Genomic DNA, 24,578 nt, shown 5'->3' on the forward strand with positions numbered 1-24,578 from the left:
GAGACCTGCTCGTGACCGGCGTGTGACCGGGTCCGCGCCCTGTGCCGGTCAGAAGACGGACAGCCCGGTGAGCGTGGTGAAACGGTCGAGGGCCGCCACCCCCGCCACGGAGTTGCCGCGCTCGTCGAGGCCCGGGCTCCATACGCACAGGGCGCACCGGCCCGGCACGACCGCGATGATCCCGCCGCCCACGCCGCTCTTGCCGGGCAGGCCCACCCGGTAGGCGAAGTCGCCCGCCGCGTCGTAGGTGCCACAGGTCAGCATGATCGCGTTGATCTGTTTGGCCTGGCTGCGGGTGAGCAGCCGGGTGCCGTCGGCGCGGACGCCGTGCCGGGCCAGGAAGGTGGTGGCGAGGGCGAGGTCGGCGCAGGACGCGGCGACGGAGCACTGCCGGAAGTACTGGTCGAGCAGGACGGGGACCGGGTTGTCGATGTTGCGGTACGCGGCCATGAAGTGGGCGAGGGCCGCGTTGCGGTCGCCGTGCCCGCTCTCGGAGGCGGCGACCTCAAGGTCGAAGTCCAGGTCCGGGTTGCCGCTCTCGGCGCGCAGGAAGGCCAGCAGTTCGCCGGCCGCGTCCCCGGTGCGGGTCTGGAGCCGGTCGGTGACGACGAGGGCGCCCGCGTTGATGAACGGGTTGCGCGGGATGCCGTTCTCGTACTCCAGTTGCACCAGGGAGTTGAACGGATTGCCGGAGGGCTCGCGGCCGACGTGCTCCCACAGTGCGTCGCCCTCGCGGGACAGGTCGAGGGCGAGCGTGAACACCTTGGTGAGGGACTGCGCCGAGAACGGCCGGCGCCACTCCCCCACCCCGTACACCGTCCCGTCCGGTTCGGCGAGGGCCATGCCGAAGCTGCGCGGGTCGCGGGCCGCGAGCGCCGGGATGTAGTCGGCGGGGCGCCCGCGGCCCGGGGTGCGTTCGATCTCCTCGGCGATGCGCTCCAGGACCGGCAGGAAGGCGGGTGACGACGTCGTTGCCATGATCGCCATTGTGCCGCCGGAGGGGTCGGGGTGCCTCGCCGCGGCTCAGGCGGTGCGTGCGCCGTTGCCCGCGACGATCTCCGGGCGCAGCAGGTCGGCCAGAGTGGCGGCGGGCAACAGACCTTTCTCCAGGACGAGTTCGGCCACACCGCGGCCGGTGGCCAGGGCCTCCTTGGCGATGTCGGTGGCGGCCGTGTAGCCGATGTGCGGGTTGAGCGCGGTGACCAGCCCGATGGAGTTCTCCACGGTGGCGCGCAGCTTCTCGGTGTTCGCGGTGATACCGGCGACGCACCGCTCGGCGAGCGTGACGCAGGCGTTGCGCAGATGGGTGATGCTCTGCGACAGGGAGTGCAGGATGACCGGCTCGAAGGCGTTGAGCTGGAGCTGTCCCGCCTCGGCGGCCATGGTGATGGCGATGTCGTTCCCGATGACCTCGAAGGCGACCTGGTTGACCACCTCGGGGATCACCGGGTTGACCTTGCCCGGCATGATGCTCGAACCGGCCTGCACGGGCGGCAGGTTGATCTCGCCGAGGCCGGCCCGCGGCCCGGACGACAGCAGACGCAGGTCGTTGCAGCTCTTGGAGAGCTTGACCGCGATCCGCTTGAGCACGCCGGACATCTGGACGAAGGCGCCGCAGTCCTGGGTGGCCTCGATGAGGTTGGCGGCGGTGACCAGCGGCAGCCCGGTGATCTCGCACAGGTGGCGGCGGGCCGACTCGGCGTACCCGGCGGGCGCGTTGAGGCCCGTGCCGATCGCCGTGGCGCCGAGGTTGATCTCGTGGATCAGCTCGACGGCCTCCGCGAGCCGGCTGCGGTCCTCGTCGAGCATCACGGCGTACGCCGAGAACTCCTGCCCGAGGGTCATCGGCACCGCGTCCTGAAGCTGGGTGCGGCCCATCTTCAGCACGTCGCGGAACTCCATGGCCTTGCGGGCGAAGGCGTCCTGGAGGACCGCCATGGCCTTGAGCAGGCCGCGCACCGCGAAGACGGTCGCGATCTTCACTGCGGTCGGGTAGACGTCGTTGGTGGACTGGCCGAGGTTGACGTCCTCGTTGGGGTGCAGATGCCGGTACCGGCCCTTGTCGTGCCCCAGCAGTTCCAGGGCGCGGTTGGCGACGACCTCGTTGGCGTTCATGTTGGTCGAGGTGCCGGCGCCGCCCTGGACGACGTCGACGACGAACTGGTCGTGCAGTTCGCCGGCCCGGATCTCCCGGCAGGCGGCCACGATCGCGGCGGCCTTCTCAGGTGCCAGCAGCCCTAGTTCCTCGTTGGCGAGGGCGGCGGCCTCCTTGACGGCGGCGAGGGCGTCGATCAGGTGCGGGTAGACGGATATCGGGGTGCCGGTGATGGCGAAGTTCTCCGTGGCGCGCAGGGTGTGGATGCCCCAGTACGCGTCGGCGGGGACGTCGCGGTCCCCGAGCAGGTCGTGTTCACGGCGGGTGGCGACGGCGGTCATGACGCGGCGGGTCCTCTTTCGGGAGGGTGCGGGTGGGCGGCGGGGCGTTCGCCCGTCCGGGGTGTCAGGCGCGGGCCGGCAGGGGCAGGGGGTCGAGTGCGCGCACCGGGCGTACACGGCCGACCGGTGCCCCGCCGCCGAGCAGGGGCTCACCCGCGAACCGGGTGAGCAGCGCCGGGTCGACCCCGGCGCGGGTCAGGGCCGCCGCGGCGACCGGGATCCGGGCCCGGGACGCGCCGTCGGCGATCTTGACGGCGATCGCGCGGCCGTCCGGCAGCGCGGCGACCTCGACCCCCTCGAATCCGTCCTTGGCGAGCAGCCCGGGCACGGCCCGCATCAGCGCGGCCACGTCCCGCCCGGACCCGGAGGCCATCTCGGGGTGCTCGCGCATCGCGTCGGCGACGCGCGCCTCGGGCGTGCCGGGCGCGGCGGTGGCGATCCGGGCGGCGGCGCGGGCCAGCCCGTGCAGGGAGACGGCGAACAGCGGGGCGCCGCACCCGTCCACCGTGACCCGGGCGATCCGCTGCCCGGTGAGGTCCTCGACGGTCTCGGCGATCGTCTGCTGGAGCGGGTGGGCCGGGTCCAGGTAGTCGGGCAGGGACCAGCCGTTGACGCGCGCGGTGTGGAGCATCGCCGCGTGCTTGCCGGAGCAGTTCTGGGCGAGCCGCGAGGGCGGCCGTCCCTCGCGCACCCAGGCGTCGCGGACGACGGGGTCGTACGGCATGTCCGGCACGTTGCGCAGATCGTCCTCGGTGAGATGGGCCCCTTCGAGGATCCGCCGGGCACCGGCGAGATGGCGTTCCTCGCCGGAGTGGCTGGCCGCGGCCAGCGAGAGCAGGGCCCCGTCGAGCGGCAGCCCGGCCCGCACCATGGCCACGGCCTGGACGGGCTTGACGGCCGAGCGCGGATAGAACGCGGCCTCGATGTCGCCGAGTCGGAAGAGGACCGCGCCGTCGGGGCCGAGCACGACGACGGAACCGTGGTGGATGCCCTCGACGATCCCGCCGCGCAGGACGTGGGCGACGGGGACGTGGCGGGGTGCACGGACGACGGGCGCGTCCGCGGGCGAACTGTTGTACATCACTGCCTGGTCATGGGTGAGTCGGGACGGAGCGGCGCGGGGTTGACGCGTCGGCTCCGGTGGACGTGAGCGGAGTTGACGCGTCGGCTCCGGTGGACGTGCGCGCCGTCCGGCCGCGGATGGTGTACCGGCCCGCGACGGGCGCTGCGACGATCAGCGGCAGGCACAGCACGGGCGTGGCCTGTCCTCGGGAACCGCTCGCTCACGCCTCGGGTCCGCCGTCCGTGGGGAGGTCCGCGCGGCCGCGGCGCACGATGTCGGCGAGGGTGTTCTCGACGCGGTCCAGATGGTGGGACATGGCGTCCACCGCGTCATGCTCACAGCCGTCGATCAGCGCCTCGACGATCGCCCGGTGCTCGCGGTTGGACTGCTCGCGCCGGTCGCCGAGTTCGTTGAGGAACGCGGACTGGCGGGCCAGCGCGTCCCGGATCTCCTCGATGACCCGGCGGAAGACGGGATTCTGGGCGGCCTCGGCCACCGTGAGATGGAAGAGGGTGTCCATGGCGACCCACGCGGTGGTGTCCGTCTCCCGTTCCATGCGGTCGAGGAGGTGCGCGAGGTGGTCCAGGTTCTCCGGGGTGCGGCGCACCGCCGCGTATCCGGCGACCGGGATCTCCACGTGACGGCGGACCTCCAGCAGGTCGCTGGCCGCGTAGTCGCCGAAGGTGGGGTCCTCGACGGCGTTCGCGACGACGAAGGTGCCCTTGCCGGTCCGGGAGACCGTGAGGCCCATCGTCTGCAGCGCCCGCAGGGCCTCGCGGAGTACGGGCCGGGAGATTTCGAGCGTGCGGCACAGCTCCGCCTCGGAGGGCAGCTTGTCGCCTATCGCGTAGGTGCCGCGCTCGATGGCGCCGCGGAGGTGGGCGAGCACCGCTTCCATCGCGCTGACGCGCCGCGGTCCCGCACCACCTGTCTGGCTGTCTGACAGGTTCACGGGAGAGATGTTCCGGGTGACACCGGCGAAATGTCAAGGGCGCCGATCTCCACGGGGCGGACCAGGTCTGGGAGCGCCTGGCCGGGCCGGGGGCCGACGGGGGTCATGGGGTACGGCAGGGGCATGGGGTCCGGCAGGGGGTCATGGGGTCCGGCAGGGGGTCATGGGGTCCGGCGGGAGGCATGGGGTCCGCCAGGGGTACGGCGGGATCAAGGGGTACGGCGGAGCCAAGGGGTTCCGCAGGCCGACGGGGTCCAGCGGCCAAAGGGTCCAGCGGGCAGAGGATGCGGCGGGCAGAGGGCGCGACGGGGCCAGGTGCCCCGCGCTCGCCCGGCCGCGCGGGGTGCCTGGGGTCTCAGCTGCCGAGCACGCCCGTGGCCAGCAGGCCGAAGAGGACTACGCCGATGACGATGCGGTAGAGCACGAAGGCGTTGAAGGAGTGCCGGGCGACGAACCTCAGCAGCCAGGCGATCGAGGCGTAGGCGACGCCGAAGGAGACCACCGTGCCGATGGCGAGGGGGGCGGCGCCCACGCCGGCTCCCAGGGCGTCCTTCAGTTCGTACAGGCCGGCGCCGGTCAGGGCCGGGATGCCGAGGAAGAAGGACAGGCGGGTGGCGGCCACCCGGTCCAGGTCCAGGATGAGCGCCGTGGACATGGTGGCACCGGAGCGGGAGAAGCCGGGGAAGAGCAGGGCGAGGATCTGCGAGCAGCCGACCAGCATCGCGTCCTTGAAGGAGGTGTCGTCCTCACCGCGCTTGTGCCGGCCCATCTGGTCGGCGGCCCACATGACGCCGCTGCCGACGATCAGCGAGCCGGCGACCACCCACAGCGAGCCGAGCGGGCCGTCGATCAGCGGCTTGGCGGCCAGACCCACGAGGACGATGGGGATGGTGGCGTAGATCACCCACCACGCGAACTTGTAGTCGTGGTGCACGCGCTCCTCGCGGTCGCGCAGACCGCGGCCCCAGGCGGAGACGATCCGCACGATGTCCTTGAAGAAGTACACGAACACGGCGGCGATGGCGCCGACCTGGATGACGGCGGAGAACCCGACGACGGACTTGTCGTCGACCGGGATGTCCATGAGCCCCTCGGCGATCTTGAGGTGGCCGGTGGAGGACACGGGAAGGAACTCGGTCACCCCCTCGACGACTCCGAGGACGACGGCCTGACCGACGGAGATGGCGCTCATGTGATCCAGTTCTGAGGAGTTGGTCGACAGTGCTGTAGACAGTCTTACTACGCTCGGGCGTACCGCAAGCACCCGCGCCCGGACGTCCGCCCGGCCGCCGACGGGCCGGGACCGGGCGACCCGCGGTGTGCGCCGCGCGGGCGCCCCGCAGGAGGGCAGGGTCGGGCCGCGACCCCACCGTACGGTCGGCCGGACGGCGCGGCGCCGCACGCGGTCCGGCACCGGCCGGTCCCTCGGCGGTTCACAACGACTTCTTACTCTGCACGCCCGTATCGTCCGGTTTTGCCGAACCCGGGGCGTGGCGTGCCGACGGGACGACGCAGCCGCCCTCGCGCCCCGGCGGCCCGCTGCCCCTCGGCCGGCACGGCCGCGTTCCGGACTCCTGCGCCGGTGTCCGGCATCGTCATCGCGTTGCTCGGCGCGGTGGTGCCGGCGCGGTGGGCGGCGCGGCTCACCGTCGCGGAGGTGCTGCACGGCGAATGACCCCGAACGGCGGCGAAGGGGCAGGCTCCGGGGCCGCATGCAGCCGCACTAGTTGCACGCTCAACAATTGGCCGGATCGGTGTTACCGTGCGGGTATGGCAGTCAAGACGGCCGAGGCCCGACTGGAGGATCGCTGGCGGGACATCCTGTCGGTCCACGCACGCACCATGTGCGAGATCGACCGGGCCCTGCACCCCTACGGCCTGGGCGCGAGCGACTTCGAGGTGCTCGACATCCTGGCCGCCGAGTCGCCCCGGCAGGGCGACCAGTGCCGGGTGCAGAACCTGGTCGGGCGCGTGCATCTCAGCCAGAGCGCGCTGTCCCGGCTGATCGGACGGCTGGAGAAGGACGGTCTGGTGGAGCGCTCGGTGTGCGCGGAGGACCGGCGCGGTGTGTGGGTGGCGCTCACCCGCAAGGGCCGCGACCTGCATACCGAGGTGCTGCCGCGGCAACGGGCGGTGCTGGCCCGGACGCTGACCGACCCGGCCGGCTAGGCCCCGTCACGGCAGGCCGGGCCCCACCCGCCGGGCCGCCGGCTGCCCGCGAGCCGGCGACGCGGGGTCGAGCAGCGGGTTCGTGTTGCCGATGCGGGTGCGGACCCTGCGGCAACCGGGGTGACGGGCCGGCCCGGCGAAACCGCCGTGCGCGCCCGCGGCCGGCCGACGCGACCCGCAGGCCGCGCGCCCGGCACCGTCCGGCCGCAGACGGCCGGCCGCGGCGCACAGCCCGTCCGGCACGGGGCCCCGGGCGCCGACGCGAGACACATACGGCAGGACCCCACCGGCAGCCAGGTCCTCGACGCGGAACACCGTCATCCATGGGACATCCCGAGCCGCCGCCCGGACCGGTGCGCACGCCGGGGCCCGCGCGGCGTGGTCGACCTCCGCCGTTTGGTCTCGGCGCTCGGAGACCGCCGAGGGGGGTGGGCGGGTTCGGCGCCCCTCGTTCTCGTCCGGAGTGCCCCGGCCGGTCGGGTCCTGCGTCGGGCCGGGGCACTCCAACTGGGCCAGTACGCAACCCGGTTGGCGCTCAGTCGATTTGACAGCCGTTCCACGCCCGCAGCACGCTACGCTCATGAAATCCATTTCCAATAGGAACGGCTAGACATGCGCGTGGCATTCGTCGGCAAGGGTGGCAGCGGCAAGACCACCCTGTCGGCCCTCTTCTCCCGCCGTCTGGCCCACTCCGGCGCGCCGGTCGTGGCCATCGACGGGGACATCAACCAGCACCTGGCCCACGCCCTGGGCCTCGCCGAGGAGGAACACCTCACGGTGCCGCCGCTGAGCACACGCACCGGCGAGATCAAGGACTATCTGCGGGGCACGAATCCGCGGATCGCCTCGCGCGAGGCCATGGTCAAGACGACCCCGCCCGGCCGCGGCTCGCGGCTGCTGCGGCCGGGCGGGGACGACGAGATCCACTCCCGTCATCTCCAGGTGGTCGGCGGAGTACCGCTCATGGTCACCGGAGCGTTCGACGAGAGCGACCTCGGCGTGGCCTGCTACCACTCGAAGCTGGGCGCGGTCGAGCTGTATCTCAACCATCTCGTGGACGGGCCCGGCGAGTACGTCGTGGTCGATATGACGGCGGGCGCCGACGCCTTCGCCTCGGGCCTGTTCACCCGGTTCGACCTCACCTTCGTGGTGGTCGAACCCACGCGCAAGAGCGTCTCGGTGCTCCGCCAGTACCGGGAGCACGCGGCCGAGTTCGGCATCCCGGTCGCCGTGGTCGGCAACAAGGTCACGGACGCGGCGGACCTGGACTTCCTGCGCCGGCACGTCGGCGAAGGGCTGCTCACCCACTGCGAGTTGTCGCCCTTCGTGCGCGCCCAGGAGCAGGGCCGGGGCCAGGGGACGCTGGAGCGGCACAACGCCCTCGCACTGGACCGGCTGCGCGCCGCCGTGGACGCCCGGCCCAAGGACTGGACGGCATTCCAGCGGCACGCCGTCGACTTCCATCTGCGCAACGCCGCCGCCTGGGCCGACGCCGCCACCGGCCATCGCCTGGCCGACCAGGTCGACCCGGAGTTCGAGCACGGCCCGGCGGCCCTCGGGGCCCTCGTCTGACCGGGACCGCCCGGCCCGCTCTCCTCGCAGCACCGTCCCTACATCAACGCAACAGAACAGGACACCTCATGTCGCTCGACGTCTCCCCGCAGCTGCTCGCCGAAGCCGAGAACGGCGAGGTACGGGAGGAGGACTTCGTGGCAACCGTCCGTGCCTCCCTGCCGTACGCCTATGACCTCATCGCCCGTCTGACCGCCGAACTGCAAAGCGGCACTGCGGACTTCGCGGACAACCAGACTCCGCCGCCCTCGGAGCGGGAGCGCGGGCAGCTGCTGCGGGCACTGTCCAGTGACGCGATCCGCGGCTGCCTGGAGCGCCACTTCGGCGTCGCCCTGGCCTTCCAGAACTGCCACCGCGTCGCGGCCTTCCGGCCCGGGGCCCGCGGCGGGGCGGTCCACAGCCGCTTCACCTCGCCGCGCGCCCAGATCCTCAACCAGTCACCGGAGCTGCGGGACTGCTGAGACCGCACGGGGCCGGGCCGTCCCGGGTCAGCCGTCGAGGAGTTCGGCGAACCGCCGCACGTCGATGTTCCCGCCGGAGACGATGACGCCGACTCGGCGGGGAAGCGGGTCGATCCGGTGCGCCAGCAACGCGGCCAGGGCGCTCGCGCCGCTCGGTTCGACCACGGTCTTCATCCGCTCGAAGGCGAACCGCATCGCCTCCCTGATCTGGTCGTCGCTCACCAGCGCGATGCCGTCCAGCAGGCGCCGGTTGACGGAGAACGTGAGTTCCCCGGGGATCTCCGCGGCCTGACCGTCGGCGATGGTGCGGGGCACCGGGACGGCGATGCGCCGGCCGGCCTCCAGGGACCGCTTGGTGTCGTCGCCGGTCTCCGGCTCCACCCCGACGACCCTGATCCCGGGGAGCAGCGCGGTGGCCGCCACCGCGCTGCCCGCGATCAGCCCGCCGCCCCCGACCGGCACCACCAGCGCGTCCAACTCCCCTACATCTTCGATGAGTTCGAGGGTCGCCGTGCCCTGTCCCACGATGATGTGCGGATGTTCGTACGGCGGCACGAGCGCCAGCCCGCGCTCCGCGGCCAGCGCCTGCCCGATCGCCACCCGGTCGCCGGTGTACCGGTCGTAGGTGACGATCTCGGCGCCGTAGCCCGCGGTCGCCTCGCGCTTCGAGCGCGGGGCGTCCTCGGGCATCACGATCACCGCGGTGGTGCCCAGTTCGCGGGCGGCCAGCGCGACGGCCTGCGCGTGGTTGCCGGAGGAGTAGGCGGCGACGCCCTTGGCGAGCCGGTCCGCGGGCAGCCGGGAGACGGCGTTGTAGGCGCCGCGGAACTTGAACGCGCCGATGCGCTGGTGGTTCTCGCACTTCACATGGACCTCGGCGCCGACGAGCCGGTCCAGGGTGCGTGAGCGCAGCACGGGGGTGCGGTGGGCCACTCCGGCGAGCCGGGCCGCGGCGTCCCGGACGTCCTGGAGGGTGACGGGCATCCGGTCGGGCATGTGCGTCCTCCGTTCCGTGCGGCGCGGCGGGGCGCCGGTGCGTCCGGCCCCGTCCACGGAAGAACCTTGCACCGCGGTGCCCGTCCGGGCAATGCCCGCCCGCACCGGGGCGGGTGCCGAGACCGCGCCGCCCGGGAGTGTCCCCGGCCGATCCGCGTGCCCCGGGGTACGCGCCGCTCGCCGTGGCGGTCACCATAGGGTTCAACCGGAGGAAGAGGAGTCAGTTGAACACCGGCAGCTACTACGAGCGCATCGACGAGCACCGATACAAGCCCACCCCGCATGCGAGCGGCGCCTGGGGCCCGGACGAGCAGCACTTCAGCCCGCTCGGCGGGCTCGTCGTGCATGCCGTCGACGGATATCTGGCCGGGCGCCCGGACACCGGCCTGGTTCCGGCCCGGATCAGCTACGACATCCTCGGGCGTCCGGCGCTCGACGAGTGCGAGATCCGGGTGGAGACCGTGCGCCCCGGCCGCACGATCGAACTGCTCGAAGCCGTCGTCCTGATCGCGGGCCGCCCGGTGGTCCGGGCCCGCCTGTGGCTGCTGGCCGGGCTGGACACCACGGGTGTCGCCGGCGGCGCGGGCGACCGGCTCCCCGCGCCGGACGGGTGCGACCGGTGGGCGATGAGCGAGCTGTGGCCCGGCGGCTACATCGCCTCCCTGGACGTCCGCACCGTCGTCCCGCCCCGGCCCGGCCGCACCACCGCCTGGGTCACCACGGACCTCGACCTGGTCGCCGGCGAGCGGGCGAGCGCGCTCGCCCGCTACGTCACCCTCGTCGACACGGCCAACGGCATCGCCGTACGCCAGTCGCCCACGGCGTGGATGTTCCCCAACGTGGACCTGACCCTCCATCTGCACCGCAGGCCCGCGGGCCGCTGGGCCGGCCTCGACACGACCGTCGTCTTCGGCCCCACCGGGCAGGGGCTGACCAGCACCGTCCTGCACGACGCCGACGGGCCGCTCGGACAGGCCCAGCAGATCCTCACCGTCCGGCCGCTGCCGGACAACGGCGCCTGACCGCCGGGCGCCACGGAAAGGGCCGTTCGGCACTGGACCGGCCCCGCGCACCCGCGGCAGCCTGGACGCGAAGGGGGCTGCCCACGGGAGGTGGACACGGTGGAAGCCAAGCAGTGGACCGTGCAGATCTACATCACCGAGGAGGGCGACGACACGCACGCGCGTGCCGTGCTGACCACCCGCGACGCATCCGGGCTCACCGGGCGGGGGCTCGCCCGGCGCAATCCGGTCGACCGGCCGATCCCGGAGGTCGGCGACGAACTGGCCGCAAGCCGGGCCCTGGAGGATCTCGCCGTACGGCTGCACGACGTGGCCGCCGACGACATCGTGCAGATGGCCGGCCCCGTCCACCGCTGAGACCACCGGGTGGCGAGACCGCGGCGCGCTCGCGGGCACCCCCGCGGTCCGCGGGGGCCGGCGGGTCAGTCCGGGAGCATCAGCAGGAACGTCTCGCCGGGACGGACGCCGACCGTGCGGTCGGGCAGCCGCAGCTCGACCGGCGGAAGGTCGGACGGCGGGACGGCGACCTCCAGCTTGCCGTGCTCCAGGCGCAGCCGGATGCCCCAGTGCCCCTGGTAACGCAGCGAGAACCCGTACGACGACAGCTGCGGCAGCGGCACCGGATCGAGCCACAGCGCCCCCTGCCGGGTCTCCAGTCCGGTCAGTCCGCGCTGGACGAGGTCCAGGGTGCCGGCCATGGCACCCAGGTGGATGCCCTCGCCAGTGGTGCCGCCCTGGAGGTCGGCGATGTCGCCGCGGAGGGCCTCCTGGCAGAACATCCAGGCGTCCGCGCGCCTGGCCCGGGCCAGGATCCAGCCGTGGACCAGGCCACTGAGGGTGGATCCGTGGCTGGTGCGGCGCAGATAGTACTCGACGGTGCGCCGCCAGGTCTCCTCGTCGAGCCGATGCCCCAACCGCTCGAAGAGGGAGCACAGTTCGGCGGGTGAGAAGAGATAGCCGAGCATCAGCACGTCGGCCTGCTTGGACGCCTTGTAGCGGTTGACGGTGTCGCCCTCGGCCTCCAGGATCCGGTCCAGGCGCCGGATGTCGACATAGCGCTTGCGGTAGTAGTCCCAGTCGAGTTCGGCGAGTTGGCCGTACCCCTCGAACTGGCTGATCACTCCGTCGTGGAAGGGCACGTGGAGGGTGCGGGACACCTCCTCAAAGCGTTCGGGCTCGTCGTCGGCGAGGCCGATGCGCTCGGCGAGTTCGCGGCGCCGCGGCTCGGGCAGGGTGCGCAGCAGGTCCACGGCGCGGGCCAGCACCCAGGCGGCCACCACATTGGTGTACGCGTTGTCGTCCAGGCCGGGTCGCGGCGCGTCGGGATAGGCGTCGTGGTACTCGTCGGGGCCGACCACGCCGAGGATGCGGTGCCTGCCCCGGTGCGCGTCGTGGCGGGCGGAGTCCGCCCAGAAACGGGCGATCTCCAGCAGCATCTCGGCGCCTTCGGAGTGCAGGAACTCCGTGTCGCCGGTCGCCTCGCAGTACTGCCACACGTTGTACGCGATCGCCGAGCCGACATGCCGCTGGAGATGGGAGTGGTCCGGCAGCCAGTGCCCGGAGCGCGGGTTGAGGTGCAGTCGCTGCGCCTCCTCGCGGCCGTCGCTGCCGCTCTGCCACGGGTACAGCGCGCCCCGCCGGCCGATCGCGCGGGCCGCCGCGCGGGCCTGGCCGAGGCGCCGGTGCCGGTAGCGGAGCAGGGCGCGGGAAACCTCCGGGAAGTGCAGGTTGAGGTAGGGCAGCACGAACAGTTCGTCCCAGAAGACATGGCCGCGGTACGCCTCCCCGTGCAGCCCGCGGGCGGGCACGCCCACGTCCAGGTCGGCGGTGTGCGGCGAGAGCGTCTGGAGCACATGGAAGAGGTGCAGCCGCAGGATGTGACCCGCCCGGCCGGGGACGTCGAGGCCGGTACGGGTCCACAGCTGGTCCCAGGCCGTGCGGTGCCCGGCGAGCAGTTCGTCGAAGCCGGCCGCGGCGCCGACCCGGTCGGTGGCGGCGCGCAGCGAGTCGCTGATCGCCAGGTCGTGGGAGGTGTGCAGGGCGACGGTCTTGTCGACGCGGACGGTGCGGCCCGGGGTGAGGCTCAGGCGGAGCCGCTGCACGGCCCGGGGGTGTTCGTGCGCGACGGTCACCGGCACGTCCGTGGTCAGACGCGCGGCCAGGCCGATGCGGATGTCCGAGGTGCGGGTGCGGCAGCGCAGCCAGACCGTGTCGGGGGCGGTGGCACCGGTGAGCACATGGGTGAGGTGGTGGCCGTCCAGATCGCGGTAGCGGGCCACGCCCGAGTTGCTGACCCCGGCGTCGAGGGCGGCTTCGACATCGAGTTCCCCGGCGAAGCCCTCGGCGGTGAACTCGGTGCGCAGCGCGGCCAGATGGGGGTCGGTCATGTGGACGAGGCGCAACTGCCGCACGAACAGCACCCGGCCGTCGCCGAGCCCGTAGCGGGTGTGCCGCTCCAGCAGGCCGGAGTCCAGATGCAGGACCTTGCGGTGGCCGAGCACCGTCGCGGTGTCGGGGGTCAGCCAGTCCTGCCCCGCGGGACGAAAGCGCAGCGGCAGCCAGTTCGGCAGGTTGACCATGTCCTCGTTCTCGATCTGCCGGCCCGCCACCTCGGAGGTGAGCCGGTCGTAGCAGCCCGCCGCGTATGTGCCGGGGTAGTGCACGTCGTCGGCCACGCACTCGGGCAGCGCCCCGCGCGTGGCGAAGTAGCCGTTGCCCAGGGTGCACAGCGACTCCCTGAGACGTTCGTCAGCGGGGTCGTAGCCGTCGTACTCCCAGGTCCAGCCGGTCACTGCGGCCCCCTTCGTCGCATCCTGCGGGCCCGTCCGGTCCTTGTCCTTCTCCCCCACTGTCCGGGCAGCGGACGCGGTGCGCCACCGGCGCGGGCGGTTCGCCCGGCACCGGGGCCGAACGACCCGCAGTGCGGTCCGTGCGGCCCGTGGCGTGCGGCCGGGAACGCGGACACGCTGGCAGAAAGAACCCCACGGCGCTGGGCGCCGCCCCGCCGCGGGCAGCGAACGAAAGGAGCCGATGCGATGACCTCCGCCACCACCATGAACACGGCCCTCGCGGCCGAGCACCGCGAACGGCTGATGCGGATCGCCCGCGAGGTCTCCTTCGAGGCCGGCACCCGGCTGTTCGAGGAGGGCCGACGGGCCGACCGGCTGTGGATCGTGCGCACCGGTACCGTCGCCCTCGACCTGCATGTGCCGGGCCGGCGTGCGGCCGTCGTCGAGTCGCTGGGTCCGGGCGAACTGGTCGGCTGGTCCTGGCACTTCCCGCCGTACCTGTGGCAGCTGGGGGCCGAGGCGGCCAGTCCGGTGCGGGCGTACGAGTTCGACGCGGGGACCGTGCGGTCGATGTGCGCGCAGGACGCCGAGTTCGGGCGGGCCGTCGCGGTCTGGGTGGGCCGGGTGGTCGCCCAGCGGCTGCATGCGTCGCGTATCCGTCTTCTCGATCTGTACGCGCCGTATGGCAGCGGCACCTGACGGGGGTCTTTGGCGGGGGCGCCCAAGGGGGTGGGGGGTTCGGGGGGGTCGGCGGGTGCGGGAGCGTTGGGGTTGAGCGCGCCGTTCCCCGCGCCCCTTCGGGGGCGCCCAAGGGGGCGGGGGACTCGGGGGGGCGGCGGGTGCGGGAGGGTTGGGGTTGGGCGTGGCGTTGCCCGCGCTCCTTCGGGCTTGGCGTTGCCCGCGCTGCTTCGGTTAGGGGGAGGGTAGGGGGGCGTGCCAGGTTAGGGTGGCGCCGCCTGTGGGGGGCTTGGTCAGGTCCAGGCCGCCGCCCAGTTGCTCGGCCCGTTCCGCCAGGTTCCTCAGGCCACTACGCCGGCCCCCGGGCGGGATGCCCACGCCGTTGTCGGCGACGGTGAGCCGTACCTCCCGGCCGTCCGTGCTCAGCACCACCTCGGCCCGGTCGGCGTGCGCGTGCCGGGCGACGTTCGTCAGGGCCTCGGAGAGCACGGCCACGACATGGTCGGCGACGTCCCGCGGCACATCGGTGTCGACCAGGCCCTCCATGCGCACACTGGGCGCGAACCCGAGCACCGGCGCGGCCTCCCCGGCCACCCGTACCACGCGGGCCCGCAGCCCCCCGCCGTCCGCCGCGCCCTCGCGGGCGCGCAGCCCGAAGATGGTCGACCTGATGATCTTGATGGTCTCGTCCAGGTCGTCCACGGCCCGCAGCACCCGCTCGGACGCCTCCGCATGCTCGATGAACCGGCCCGCGCTCTGCAACGTCATCCCGGTGGCGAACAACCGCTGGATGGCCAGGTCGTGCAGGTCGCGGGCGATCCGGTCGCGGTCCTTGAGCACCGCGATCTCCTGGGCGTCCTGGCGGCGCTCGGCCAGTTCCAGCGCGATCGCGGCCTGGGCGGCGAAGCCCTGAATGGTCTCGGTCTCCTGCGCCGAGAACAGCGCCTGCCCGAGCTCGCGCACCAGCAGGACCACACCCCGTACGCCGCCGCCCGTGCCGATGGGGACGGCCACGGCGGGCCCGAGCCCGTTGAACCGCGGGGGCTGCTGGGACACCCGGTCGTCGTCGGAGACGTCCGCGCTGGTGACCGGCGCGGCGGCGGAGTAGGCAAGCCCCATCAGGCTCTCGTCCATGGGCAGCACCAGACCGCGGTGCGCGTCCGAGTCCGTCCCGACGGCGATCTCCACGGTGAGCAACCCGGTGTCCTCCATCGGCAGCGCCACCGCCGCCAGGGCCGAGCCGGTGATCTCCCTGGCCCGGTCGGCGATCAGACCGAGGGCCTGGGCGCGCTCGCTGCCCGCCATCAGGCTGTGGGTGATCTCCGCGTTGGCCTCCAGCCATCGCTCGCGCAGCCGGGACTCCTCGTACAGCCGGGCGTTGTCGATCGCGACGCCCGCCGCCACGGCGAGCGTGGACAGCACCGACTCGTCCTCCTCGTCGAATTCCGCCCCGCCGCGCTTCTCGGTCAGGTACAGATTGCCGAAGACCTGGTCGCGTACCCGGATCGGGACGCCGAGGAAGGTGTTCATCGGCGGATGGTTCGGCGGGAAGCCGTAGGACGCCGGGTGCAGGGAGATCTTCGCCAGCCGCAGCGGCTCGGGGTGACGGATCAGCTCGCCCAGGATGCCGTGCCCCTCGGGGAAGGGGCCGATCCCGGCGATCTGCTCCTCGGTGACGCCGACCGTGTGGAAGGCCGACAGCCGCCGCCCGTCGGGTCCGATCACGCCGAGGGCGCCGTACTCGGCGTCGACCAGCACCAAGGCGGCCTCCACGATGGAGTACAGGGCCTGTTCGAGATCCAGTTCCCGGCCGACCGAGAGCACCGCCTCCAGCAGGCTGTGCACGCGATCACGCGTGCCGCGGGCCGCGTCGATACGGGCCTGCAGTTCCTCCAGCAGTTCGTCCAGCTTCAGCTGCGGCAGCCGGACACGGGCCTCCTGGAACTCGTCTGAGCTTCCCACCAGCGTTCCTCCCGCTCCCCTCGTGGGCACCGCCCGGCCCGTCATGTGCCACGGTAATGGTCCACGGCCCCAGGCGGTACAGGTCACGCGAATCCCGCGGGGCCGCACGGCGCACCGGACAGGGCCGGTCGGCCCTGGTGGCGGCCGCTCGGCAGCCGCGACAGTGGGATGAGGAGCGGCACCGATCCCCCGCGGTGCCGCTCCGTCCGTACCCGGTGCCCCGGCGCGACCCGAACCCGGTGCCGCGGCACCGCCGCTCCCCGCCCGACCGTCCCGGGCGGGGCCGGCCGGCGGGACTCCGGCCGGCCGGGCGAAGGTCGCTTCCTGGGCCGAAAGACCCTAGCGAAACCACCCGCGGCGCGGTTCGAATGATCTGTCCGATCCGTCCACGGCCGCTCGCGATGTCACCGCAGCACCGCGAAGCGCGCCGCGCACCCGTACGGAAAGCTGCGATGACCAGCAACGACGACCGACCGCGCCGGAGCGTGGAACTCGACCGGGCCGAAGCCCTGCGGCTGCTCGGCAGCGTGCCGCTGGGCAGGATCGTCTTCACCCGGCACGCGCTGCCCACGATCCGCCCGGTCAATCACGTCCTGGACGGCGGTGACATCGTCATCCGCACCCACGAGGGCGCGGAGCTGACCTCGCACGCCCGGTGGGCCGACGGCTCGGGCGTGGTCGTCGCCTACGAGGCCGACGCCATCGACCCGGACACGCGCCTCGGCTGGAGCGTGGTGGTCACCGGCTACGCCCGGCTGGTCACCGACGCGGACGAACTGGCCCGCTACCAGCGGCTGCTGCACCCGTGGGTGGCGCGCACCATGGACCACGCGGTCCGTATCCGGCCGGACCTGGTCTCCGGCGTCCGTCTCACCGCGGACGGTGCGCCGCCGCCCCGGTCCGTACCCGGGTGACGCGGTTCAGGGAGCGAGGTCCAGCCCGTAGAGGGTGCGGCCGCCGACCAGTTCCCGCCCGGTGACCAGTTCCGGCGCGATGCGTACGAAGACCTCGTGCGGCGAGGGCGCCCAGGAGCGCGGGCCGCTGCGCACCAGCCGTTCGTGTTCGGCGGCGTCGGTGACCACGGTGGCCGCGCCGGTGACCACGACGCTCCAGCCGGACTGCCGGTCCGGGTCGAGCTGGTCGGCCTCGAAGGCGACCACCGCTCCGTGGATCGCCCGCACGAGTTCCGAGGCCGCGGAGGTGCGCAGCAGCACGGTGCCGTCGGCGTCCAGGGAGAAGTTCACGGGAAGCACCGCCGGCAGCGCCTGACGCGTGTGCACGATGCGGCCGACGGGCACCTTCGCCAGCAGCCGCAGGCACTCCTGCCGGTCCAGCTCGCGGAATCCGTCGTTCGCGTACATCTGCGTCCCGCCTCTCACCTGGGTACGGCCGTGCTGCCGCGTCCATCCTGCGCGGGGGTACGGACCGGGCACGAGGGCCGTCGGTCCCGGGGGGTCCGGCGAAGGACCCGGACCGGATCGATCCGGGGCCGGCCCGGTCCCCGTTCAGACGGTGATCCGGCGTCCGGTGAGGGTGTAGGGGTCGATGCGCACCCACAGGTGCCGGTGGCCGCCCGCCCACGGCGTGCTGTAGGCCCGGTCCGCGAGCCGGCGTTCTTCCTCCGGGTCCGTGACGGCTCGGGCGTGTCCGCGCGCCAGTACGCTCCAGCCCTGGCTGAACGCGTCGTCGATGCGGTCGACCTCGAAGGCGACCTGACAGCCGGCCGCCAGCGCCGGTGTGGTGCCGTGCTCGGTCCGGAAGACGATCGTGTCGTCGACGACGCTGTAGTTGACGGGCACGATCACCGGGCCCGAGGCCGTGGGCACGCCGAGCCTGCCCACGCCGTGCGACGCCAGCAGGGAGCGGCACTCGCCCGCGCTCAGGTCCGTGAACTCGGGGGTGCGCGCGGCCCGTCCGGGGCCCGGCGGCAGGTCCACCGTGCCGCCCGTGAGGTCGTTCACCGTGGTCTGCAGAACCTCGGCCAGCCGCATGAGGGAGCCGCTGCCCGGTGCCGCGCCGGGGTGTTCCTCCAGGTAGCGGAGGTAGCTGGGCGCCATGCCGGCCCGCGCGGCCGTCTGCCGCCGCGACAGGCCGAGCTGGGTGCGCCGGGCCGCCAGCCGCCGGCCCAGATCGCCCAGGGGCGTACCCTCCGCCACGTTCGTCAGGGAGTGTTCGGCCATGGCCGTCACGTCCTTTCGTCAGGCGTCCCGAACGGCCACGTCGTGCGGTTCCGCACCGAGCGCCACCCTGAGCGGGCGGTCCCGGCGGCCCACGCCGGCCGGCCGCTTCGGGGCCGGGACTGCCCCCCGGATTCAGCTTGTGCGCGGGCCCGGGGTCGCGCTTGGGCCGGTCGGGTCCCGTTGTCCGGCCGACGGGGCCCAGCCGTCCGCGGGCCGCAGGGACCGATGGACCCTGCGGGCCCCTCGTCGGGTACCGACCGGCCCTTCCGCACGACCGGCTCCGCGGGCTTCCCTCATTCCATGACGCAGAACCGGACCGGTTCCGGCCCGTCGCCCACGGCGCGGGTCGTCGACGGGGCGACGGTCGTGACGCTGCACGGTGAGATCGATCTGCTGGTCGCCTCCCGGCTGTCCGCACGGCTCGACGCGCTGACCGCCGGGCCCCGCCCCGACCTGGTGCTCGACCTGCGCGCGGTGGAGTTCATCGACTGCGCCGGGCTCGGCGTGCTGTGCCGGACCCGCAACCGGGTGTACGACCGGGCCGGCCGGCTGCGCCTGGTGACCGACAGCACCGCCTTCCGGCGGCTGCTGAAGGCCACGGGTCTGATGGACGTCTTCGAGGTGTACCCGCGGCTCCCGGCCTTCGGCGACGACTGACGCGGCCGGGACCCGGCCGGCTCGGCCGGAGCGCGCTCCCTGTGGACGGGGGGCGGTCGTCCGTGCGGCGGGGCAAGGAGGTGCCGCATGCGATTCGAGGACCGTACCGACGCCGGACGCCGCCTGGCCCGGCGGCTGGAGCCGCTGCGCGGCGCGGACGTGATCGTGCTCGGGCTGCCCCGTGGCGGCGTCCCGGTGGCGTACGAGGTGGCCCGGGAGCTGGCCGCGCCCCTGGATGTGCTGGTGGTGCGCAAGCTCGGCGTGCCCTGGCAGCCCGAACTGGGATTCGGCGCGATCGGCGAAGGGGGCGTGCGGGTGCTCAACGACGACGTCGTCGCGGACACCGGCCTCGGACCGGGCGAGCTGACCGCCGTCGAGGAGTCCGAACGGGCGGAACTGGAACGCCGGCTGCGCCGGTACCGGGCCGGCCGCGCCCCGGTACCGGTGCCCGGGCGGACGGTGGTGATCGTGGACGACGGCGTGGCCACCGGTGCCACCGCGGAGGCCGCCTGCCGTGTCGTGCGGCACGCGGGTGCGGCCCGGATCGTGCTCGGCGTCCCGGTCGGTGCGCAGCGCACGCTCGCCCGGCTGCGGGGCGTGGCCGACCAGGTCGTGTGCCTGGAGACGCCGGGCCATCTGGGCGCGGTCGGCGCCTGGTACCACGACTTCACCCAGACCGGTGACGACGAGGTCGCGGCGCTGCTCGGGCGGGCCGCGCGGCCCGCACCCGCCGCCGGGCCGCACCCGCCGAACCGGGAGGTCGAGGTGCCGGCCGGGAAGGTGCGGCTGGCCGCCCGGTTCGTGCTGCCCGACCGGGCCCCGGCCGTGGTGGCCTTCGCGCACGGCAGCGGCAGCGGCCGGCACAGCCCGCGCAACCGGTATGTGGCCGCCGTCCTCAACCGGGCCGGTCTGGGCACGCTGCTGCTCGACCTGCTCACCGAGGACGAGGAACGCGACCGGCACAACGTGTTCGACATCGTGCTGCTGGCCCGCCGGCTGCAGGGCGCGTCCGCCTGGCTGCGCCGGGAGACCGGCCTGCCGGTCGGCTACTTCGGCGCGAGCACCGGTGCCGGGGCGGCGCTGGAGGCCGCCGCCGACGATCCGGGCGTCGGCGCCGTGGTCTCCCGCGGTGGCCGTCCCGACCTCGCCTCCCCCGCCGCGCTGGCCCGGGTCCGGGCGCCGACGCTGCTGATCGTCGGCAGTCTCGACACCCGGGTGCTGAGCCTGAACCGGTTGGCCGCGGACTGGTTGCGCTGTGAGCACCGGCTGGCCGTCGTGCCGGGGGCGAGTCATCTGTTCGTCGAACCCGGCACCCTGCCCACGGCCGCGGTCCTGGCCCGCGACTGGTTCAGCGGACACCTCGGTCATCCGGGGGCTGCGAGGCCCGAGCCCGGGACGTCCGATGCGGAGGGGCCGGGAGCCGAGTCGTCCGGCGCCGACGGACCCGACGCGGGCCGTCCGGGCGCCGACCGTCCGCCGCCGCGCTCGGCCTGACCTGGCCAAGCTCCCTCGACCAGGGTCGCGTCGGGCGGCACCGTGAGCGGCCCGCCGCCGACGCATGGCGCTCTGAGCGGCGCGCGGGCCGAAGGCGGAGACGTCGAGGGGCGACCGGTGCGGCGGGCGCGGTGTCCGGGCGGCCGTTCTCCGCGCTGTGGAGCCTGTCACGGCGTCCGGTCCGCTCGCCGGTGGCCCGTCCACCCTGTTCGCTCTCTGTGTTTTGTCTGCTTTATCTGTTCTGTTCGCTCTGTTCGGTTTGCCGTGTGGCGCCGGACAATGGACGTACCGCGGGAGTGCTCCGCGGGGACCGGGAGCCGGAGGGCGAGGCGAGAGGTTCGTGAAAGAGACGCTGTCCCTCGGCCGGATCGCCGGCGTGCGCGTCGGGCTGCACTGGAGCGTGCTGGTCATCGTCGTGCTGGTGACGCTCGTCCTGGCCCGGGGCCGCTTCCCCGCGGCCCATCCGGGCCACTCCGCCACGGTCTACTGGGCGCTCGCCCTGCTGACCGCGGTGGTCTTCCTCGCCTCCCTGCTGGTGCACGAACTCGCGCACGCGGTGGTCGCGCGGCGCAACGGCGTCCAGGTCGACGGCATCACCCTGTGGATGCTGGGCGGCGCGGCCCGGCTGCACGGCGAGGCACCGTCGCCGGCCGCGGAGCTGCGCATCGCGGGCGTGGGACCGCTCACCAGCGCCCTGGCCGGCGGTGTGTTCGTCGGCCTTGCGGAGTGGCTGGCGGCGCTGCGGGCCTCCGGGCTGCTGGTCGAGGCCGTGGCCTGGCTGGCCGCGATCAACGTCGTGCTGGCCGTGTTCAACGCACTGCCCGCCGCCCCGCTGGACGGCGGACGGCTGCTGCGGGCGTTCCTGTGGCACCGCACTGGTGACCGGCTGCGGGCCACCCGGGGCGCCTCGGCCGCGGGGCGGGGGCTCGGCTGGTTCCTGGTGGCGGCCGGTTTCGCCGCCGTCCTGTTCGCGGGGAACCTCTCGGGCCTGTGGTCGGCGCTGATCGGCTGGTTCCTGATCGCGGCGGCGACCGCGGAGGTGCGGCAGGCGGAGATGCAGGGCGCGCTGAAGGGCGTGCCGGTCGGCCGGGTCATGACCGCGGACCCGGTCACGGTCCCGTCCTGGACGACCATCGCCGGCTTCCTCGCCGAGGGGCCCTTCGGCCCCTACCGGCACTCCGCCTTCCCCGTCGTCGCACCGGACGGCTCGGTGGCCGGCCTGTTCACCATGGCCATGGCCAACCGGGTTCCGGACCGTGCCCGGTCCCGGACGACGGTGGGCGACGTGATGCGCCGCCTGCCGGACGTCGTGACCGTCGCCCCCGACGAGCCGGTCGTGGACCTGCTGCCCCGGCTCCAGGACAGCGGCATCCGCCGGGCCCTGGTCCTCGACGGCGACCGGCTGGTCGGCATCGTCGCCCTCGCCGACATCACCCGCGCCCTGACCTGGCCGACCGCGACCCCCCGGCAGCCGTTGTGACCGGGCATCTGTCACCCACCGCCCGCCGCTTCCGCCGCAGGGCGGGCGAGCGGGCGCCTTGAGCCCTGTCGTCGAACCGCCCGGCCGCCCCGCGACGCCCGGCACGCTCCCCACCGTCCTCGAACAGGAGCAGGCCCATCCGGCGCACCGGGCGCCGCCGCGACCGTGTCCGTCCCGCAGGCCCCTGCCCGGCACGCCAGGGCACGCTCGCGTAGGCTCCCGGCTTCGCCGCAAGCGCCGTCAGCCGGTCCAGCTCCACTCCGCGACCTCGGGCAGGTCCGCGCCGTGCTCACGGATCCAGGCGTGATGCCGGGTACGCGCGTCCACCATCGCCTGACGCACCCCGGCGGCACGCACGGCGAGCCCCGGGACCCGGTCGATGACGTCCATGACCAGCCGGAAGCGGTCGAGGTCGTTGCGGACCACCATGTCGAACGGGGTGGTCGTGGTGCCGGACTCCTTGTAGCCCCGTACGTGCAGCTGCCCGTGGCCGTGGCGGCGGTAGGCGAGCCGGTGGATCAGCCACGGGTAGCCGTGGTACGCGAAGATCACCGGCTTGTCGGTGGTGAACAGGCCGTCGTACTCGAAGTCGGTCATGCCGTGCGGGTGCTCCTCGTGGGGCAGCAGCCGGGTCATGTCGACGACGTTGACGACGCGCACGGCGAGCTGGGGCAGATGCCGGCGCAGCAACTGCGCGGCGGCCAGCACCTCCTGCGTGGGCACATCACCCGCGCAGGCGAGCACCACGTCGGGTTCGTCGCCGTTCTCGGTGCCGGCCCAGTCCCAGACCCCGGCGCCGCGCGCGCAGTGCACGCGGGCCTGGTCCATGGACAGCCAGTCGTAGCACGGCTGTTTGCCGGCCACGATGACGTTGACGTAGTCGCGGCTGCGCAGGGCGTGGTCCGCGACGGACAGCAGCGTGTTGGCGTCCGGCGGCAGATAGACGCGGACGACCTCGGGGCTCTTGTTGAGTACGTGGTCGACGAAGCCGGGGTCCTGATGGGAGAAGCCGTTGTGGTCCTGCCGCCATACGTGGGACGTCAGCAGGTAGTTGAGGGAGGCGACCGGCGCCCGCCACGGCAGTTCGCGGGACGTCTTGAGCCACTTGATGTGCTGGTTGACCATCGAGTCGACGATGTGCACGAACGCCTCGTAGCAGGAGAACAGCCCGTGCCGGCCGGTCAGCAGATAGCCCTCAAGCCAGCCCTGGCACACATGCTCGGAGAGGATCTCCATCACCCGGCCGTGCCGGTCCAGGTGTTCGTCCACCGGAAGGGTCCGTTCCTGCCAGGCCTTTCCGCTGGCCCCGAAGACGGCCTCCAGCCGGTTGGAGGCGGTCTCGTCCGGGCCGACCAGCCGGAAATCCCGGCGGTCCCGGGTGTCCGCCATGATCTGTTCGAGGAGGCCGCCGAGGACCCGGGTCGGCTCGTGCAGGCCCCTGCCCGGCTTGTCCACCGGTACGGCGAAGTCGTCCAGGGAGCCGATCGGCAGTTCGCGGACGAGCAGGCCGCCGTTGGCGTACGGGGTGGCGCCGAGCCGCGCCCGGCCGGCCGGGACGCAGGCGAGGACGTCGGCGACCGGCCGGCCGTCCGCGTCGAACAGGTCCTCGGGCCGGTAGGAACGCAGCCATGCCTCCAGTTGCCGCAGGTGCCCCGGGTTCTCCCGGACGCCGGGCAGCGGCACCTGGTGAGCGCGCCAGGTGCCCTCGACCGGTACGCCGTCGACCTCGGCGGGCCCCGTCCAGCCCTTGGGGGTGCGCAGCACGATCACCGGCCAGTGCACGCGCTCGGTGCTGCCCTGCTCCCGGGCGGCGCGCTGCGCCCGTGCGATGCGGTCCAGGGCGTCGTCGAAGGCGGCGGCCAGGGCGCGGTGCACCTGCGCCGGGTCGTCGCCGGACACATGGATCGGTTCGTGTCCGTAGCCGCGCAGCAGCGCGTCCAGTTCGGGCTCGGGCAGCCGGGCGAGCACGGTCGGGTTGGCGATCTTGTAGCCGTTGAGGTGGAGGATCGGCAGGACGGCGCCGTCGTGCACCGGGTCGAGGAACTTGTCGGAGTGCCAGGAGGCGGCCAGCGGGCCGGTCTCCGCCTCGCCGTCGCCGATGACGCAGGCGACCAGCAGATCGGGGTGGTCGAACGCGGCCCCGTAGGCGTGGGCGAGGGAGTAGCCCAGTTCACCGCCCTCGTGGATCGAGCCGGGCGTCTCCGGGGCGACATGGCTCGGCACGCCGCCGGGGAAGGAGAACTGCCGGAACAGCCGCGCCATCCCGGCGGCGTCCCGCGGCACGTCCGGATAGGTCTCGCTGTAGCTGCCCTCCAGCCAGGAGTTGGCCACGACGGACGGCCCGCCGTGCCCGGGGCCCCACACGCACAGGGCGTCGAGGCCACGCGCCTTGATCACCCGGTTGAGGTGGGTGTACACGAGGTTGAGGCCGGGTGAGGTGCCCCAGTGGCCGAGCAGCCGCGGTTTGATGTGCTCGGGGCGCAGCGGCTCGGTCAGCAGCGGGTTCGCGAGCAGGTAGATCTGCCCGGCCGCGAGGTAGTTGGCGGCCCTCCAGTGCGCATCCAGGGTGCGCAGTTCCTCGTCGGAAAGTACGGTGGCGTCCTGGTGTTCGGCAGGGGACATGGGGGCTCCGGAAGTCATCGGTACGGGTCATCGGGGGTGGAGGCG

21 protein-coding genes are annotated in these 24,578 nt (G+C 73.4%); 10 read left to right on the plus strand and 11 right to left on the minus strand.

Annotation, left to right across the window (positions count from 1 at the left end; translation table 11 throughout):
- Positions 1-48: 48 nt before the first annotated feature.
- The 5 genes from ACFYTE_RS12920 to ACFYTE_RS12940 form a co-directional block, all read right to left on the minus strand.
- Positions 49-987, minus strand: coding sequence for a glutaminase (locus ACFYTE_RS12920; RefSeq protein ID WP_388708771.1), 939 nt, complete (start codon positions 985-987; stop codon positions 49-51).
- A gap of 36 nt (positions 988-1,023) precedes the next feature.
- On the minus strand, positions 1,024-2,436 hold the full coding sequence (gene aspA / locus ACFYTE_RS12925; protein WP_388708773.1) for an aspartate ammonia-lyase: 1,413 nt from the start codon (positions 2,434-2,436) through the stop codon (positions 1,024-1,026).
- Positions 2,437-2,500: 64 nt separating this feature from the next.
- The gene (locus ACFYTE_RS12930) at positions 2,501-3,517 is read right to left on the minus strand and encodes an asparaginase (protein ID WP_388708776.1); all 1,017 of its coding nucleotides are present in this window, start codon (positions 3,515-3,517) and stop codon (positions 2,501-2,503) included.
- 202 nt (positions 3,518-3,719) lie between these two features.
- Complete coding sequence (locus ACFYTE_RS12935; RefSeq protein WP_388709115.1) at positions 3,720-4,397, minus strand: FadR/GntR family transcriptional regulator; 678 nt, start codon at positions 4,395-4,397, stop codon at positions 3,720-3,722.
- Between the two features lie 409 nt (positions 4,398-4,806).
- Positions 4,807-5,643, minus strand: a complete 837-nt coding sequence (locus ACFYTE_RS12940) for an undecaprenyl-diphosphate phosphatase (protein ID WP_388708779.1) — start codon at positions 5,641-5,643, stop codon at positions 4,807-4,809.
- 578 nt (positions 5,644-6,221) lie between these two features.
- On the opposite strand from ACFYTE_RS12940, the gene ACFYTE_RS12945 reads away from it, so the two are divergent.
- From ACFYTE_RS12945 to ACFYTE_RS12955, 3 genes are all read left to right on the plus strand, one after another.
- On the plus strand, positions 6,222-6,620 hold the full coding sequence (locus ACFYTE_RS12945; protein ID WP_388708782.1) for a MarR family winged helix-turn-helix transcriptional regulator: 399 nt from the start codon (positions 6,222-6,224) through the stop codon (positions 6,618-6,620).
- Between the two features lie 612 nt (positions 6,621-7,232).
- Positions 7,233-8,192: an adenylyl-sulfate kinase gene (locus ACFYTE_RS12950; RefSeq protein ID WP_388708785.1), complete on the plus strand. Its 960-nt coding sequence runs from the start codon at positions 7,233-7,235 to the stop codon at positions 8,190-8,192.
- Between the two features lie 68 nt (positions 8,193-8,260).
- The gene (locus ACFYTE_RS12955; protein ID WP_388708787.1) at positions 8,261-8,653 is read left to right on the plus strand and encodes an SCO5389 family protein; all 393 of its coding nucleotides are present in this window, start codon (positions 8,261-8,263) and stop codon (positions 8,651-8,653) included.
- A 27-nt stretch (positions 8,654-8,680) separates the two neighbouring features.
- Here ACFYTE_RS12955 and ACFYTE_RS12960 read toward each other — a convergent pair whose 3' ends face one another.
- Positions 8,681-9,649 (minus strand): pyridoxal-phosphate dependent enzyme, encoded by a 969-nt coding sequence (locus tag ACFYTE_RS12960; protein ID WP_388708789.1) that lies wholly within the window; start codon positions 9,647-9,649, stop codon positions 8,681-8,683.
- A 224-nt stretch (positions 9,650-9,873) separates the two neighbouring features.
- On the opposite strand from ACFYTE_RS12960, the gene ACFYTE_RS12965 reads away from it, so the two are divergent.
- Together ACFYTE_RS12965 and ACFYTE_RS12970 are read left to right on the plus strand one after the other, a co-directional pair.
- A complete protein-coding gene (locus ACFYTE_RS12965) occupies positions 9,874-10,671 on the plus strand; it encodes a thioesterase family protein (protein ID WP_388708792.1) in 798 nt (265 codons plus the stop codon).
- Between the two features lie 99 nt (positions 10,672-10,770).
- Complete coding sequence (locus ACFYTE_RS12970) at positions 10,771-11,028, plus strand: DUF1876 domain-containing protein (protein ID WP_351740508.1); 258 nt, start codon at positions 10,771-10,773, stop codon at positions 11,026-11,028.
- 65 nt (positions 11,029-11,093) lie between these two features.
- Here ACFYTE_RS12970 and ACFYTE_RS12975 read toward each other — a convergent pair whose 3' ends face one another.
- Positions 11,094-13,463, minus strand: coding sequence for a glycoside hydrolase family 65 protein (locus ACFYTE_RS12975; RefSeq protein ID WP_388708794.1), 2,370 nt, complete (start codon positions 13,461-13,463; stop codon positions 11,094-11,096).
- A 243-nt stretch (positions 13,464-13,706) separates the two neighbouring features.
- Between ACFYTE_RS12975 and ACFYTE_RS12980 the strand changes: the two genes are divergently transcribed.
- Positions 13,707-14,159, plus strand: a complete 453-nt coding sequence (locus ACFYTE_RS12980; protein ID WP_388708796.1) for a Crp/Fnr family transcriptional regulator — start codon at positions 13,707-13,709, stop codon at positions 14,157-14,159.
- 213 nt (positions 14,160-14,372) lie between these two features.
- On the opposite strand, the gene ACFYTE_RS12985 is transcribed toward ACFYTE_RS12980, so the two are convergent.
- Entirely contained in the window at positions 14,373-16,100 is a 1,728-nt protein-coding gene (locus tag ACFYTE_RS12985; RefSeq protein ID WP_388708799.1) for a GAF domain-containing protein, read from the minus strand.
- Between the two features lie 452 nt (positions 16,101-16,552).
- Here ACFYTE_RS12985 and ACFYTE_RS12990 point away from each other — a divergent pair, with 452 nt between their 5' ends.
- Complete coding sequence (locus ACFYTE_RS12990; RefSeq protein WP_388708802.1) at positions 16,553-17,014, plus strand: pyridoxamine 5'-phosphate oxidase family protein; 462 nt, start codon at positions 16,553-16,555, stop codon at positions 17,012-17,014.
- 6 nt (positions 17,015-17,020) lie between these two features.
- Here ACFYTE_RS12990 and ACFYTE_RS12995 read toward each other — a convergent pair whose 3' ends face one another.
- A complete protein-coding gene (locus ACFYTE_RS12995; protein ID WP_388708804.1) occupies positions 17,021-17,461 on the minus strand; it encodes a pyridoxamine 5'-phosphate oxidase family protein in 441 nt (146 codons plus the stop codon).
- 144 nt (positions 17,462-17,605) lie between these two features.
- Positions 17,606-18,280 carry a helix-turn-helix domain-containing protein gene (locus ACFYTE_RS13000; RefSeq protein WP_388708806.1) on the minus strand — a complete coding sequence of 225 codons (675 nt, stop codon included), beginning with the start codon at positions 18,278-18,280 and terminating at the stop codon, positions 17,606-17,608.
- A 300-nt stretch (positions 18,281-18,580) separates the two neighbouring features.
- On the opposite strand from ACFYTE_RS13000, the gene ACFYTE_RS13005 reads away from it, so the two are divergent.
- The 3 genes from ACFYTE_RS13005 (at position 18,581) to ACFYTE_RS13015 (ending at position 21,911) form a co-directional block, all read left to right on the plus strand.
- A complete protein-coding gene (locus ACFYTE_RS13005) occupies positions 18,581-18,937 on the plus strand; it encodes an STAS domain-containing protein (protein ID WP_388708809.1) in 357 nt (118 codons plus the stop codon).
- 87 nt (positions 18,938-19,024) lie between these two features.
- Positions 19,025-20,431 (plus strand): phosphoribosyltransferase family protein, encoded by a 1,407-nt coding sequence (locus tag ACFYTE_RS13010; RefSeq protein WP_388708811.1) that lies wholly within the window; start codon positions 19,025-19,027, stop codon positions 20,429-20,431.
- Between the two features lie 340 nt (positions 20,432-20,771).
- Positions 20,772-21,911 (plus strand): site-2 protease family protein, encoded by a 1,140-nt coding sequence (locus ACFYTE_RS13015; RefSeq protein ID WP_388708812.1) that lies wholly within the window; start codon positions 20,772-20,774, stop codon positions 21,909-21,911.
- A 240-nt stretch (positions 21,912-22,151) separates the two neighbouring features.
- On the opposite strand, the gene ACFYTE_RS13020 is transcribed toward ACFYTE_RS13015, so the two are convergent.
- Complete coding sequence (locus ACFYTE_RS13020) at positions 22,152-24,533, minus strand: phosphoketolase (RefSeq protein ID WP_388708814.1); 2,382 nt, start codon at positions 24,531-24,533, stop codon at positions 22,152-22,154.
- Positions 24,534-24,578 lie beyond the last annotated feature (45 nt).

It is taken from the genome of Streptomyces sp. NPDC004629 (assembly GCF_042873595.1).
Taxonomy (GTDB): domain Bacteria; phylum Actinomycetota; class Actinomycetes; order Streptomycetales; family Streptomycetaceae; genus Streptomyces.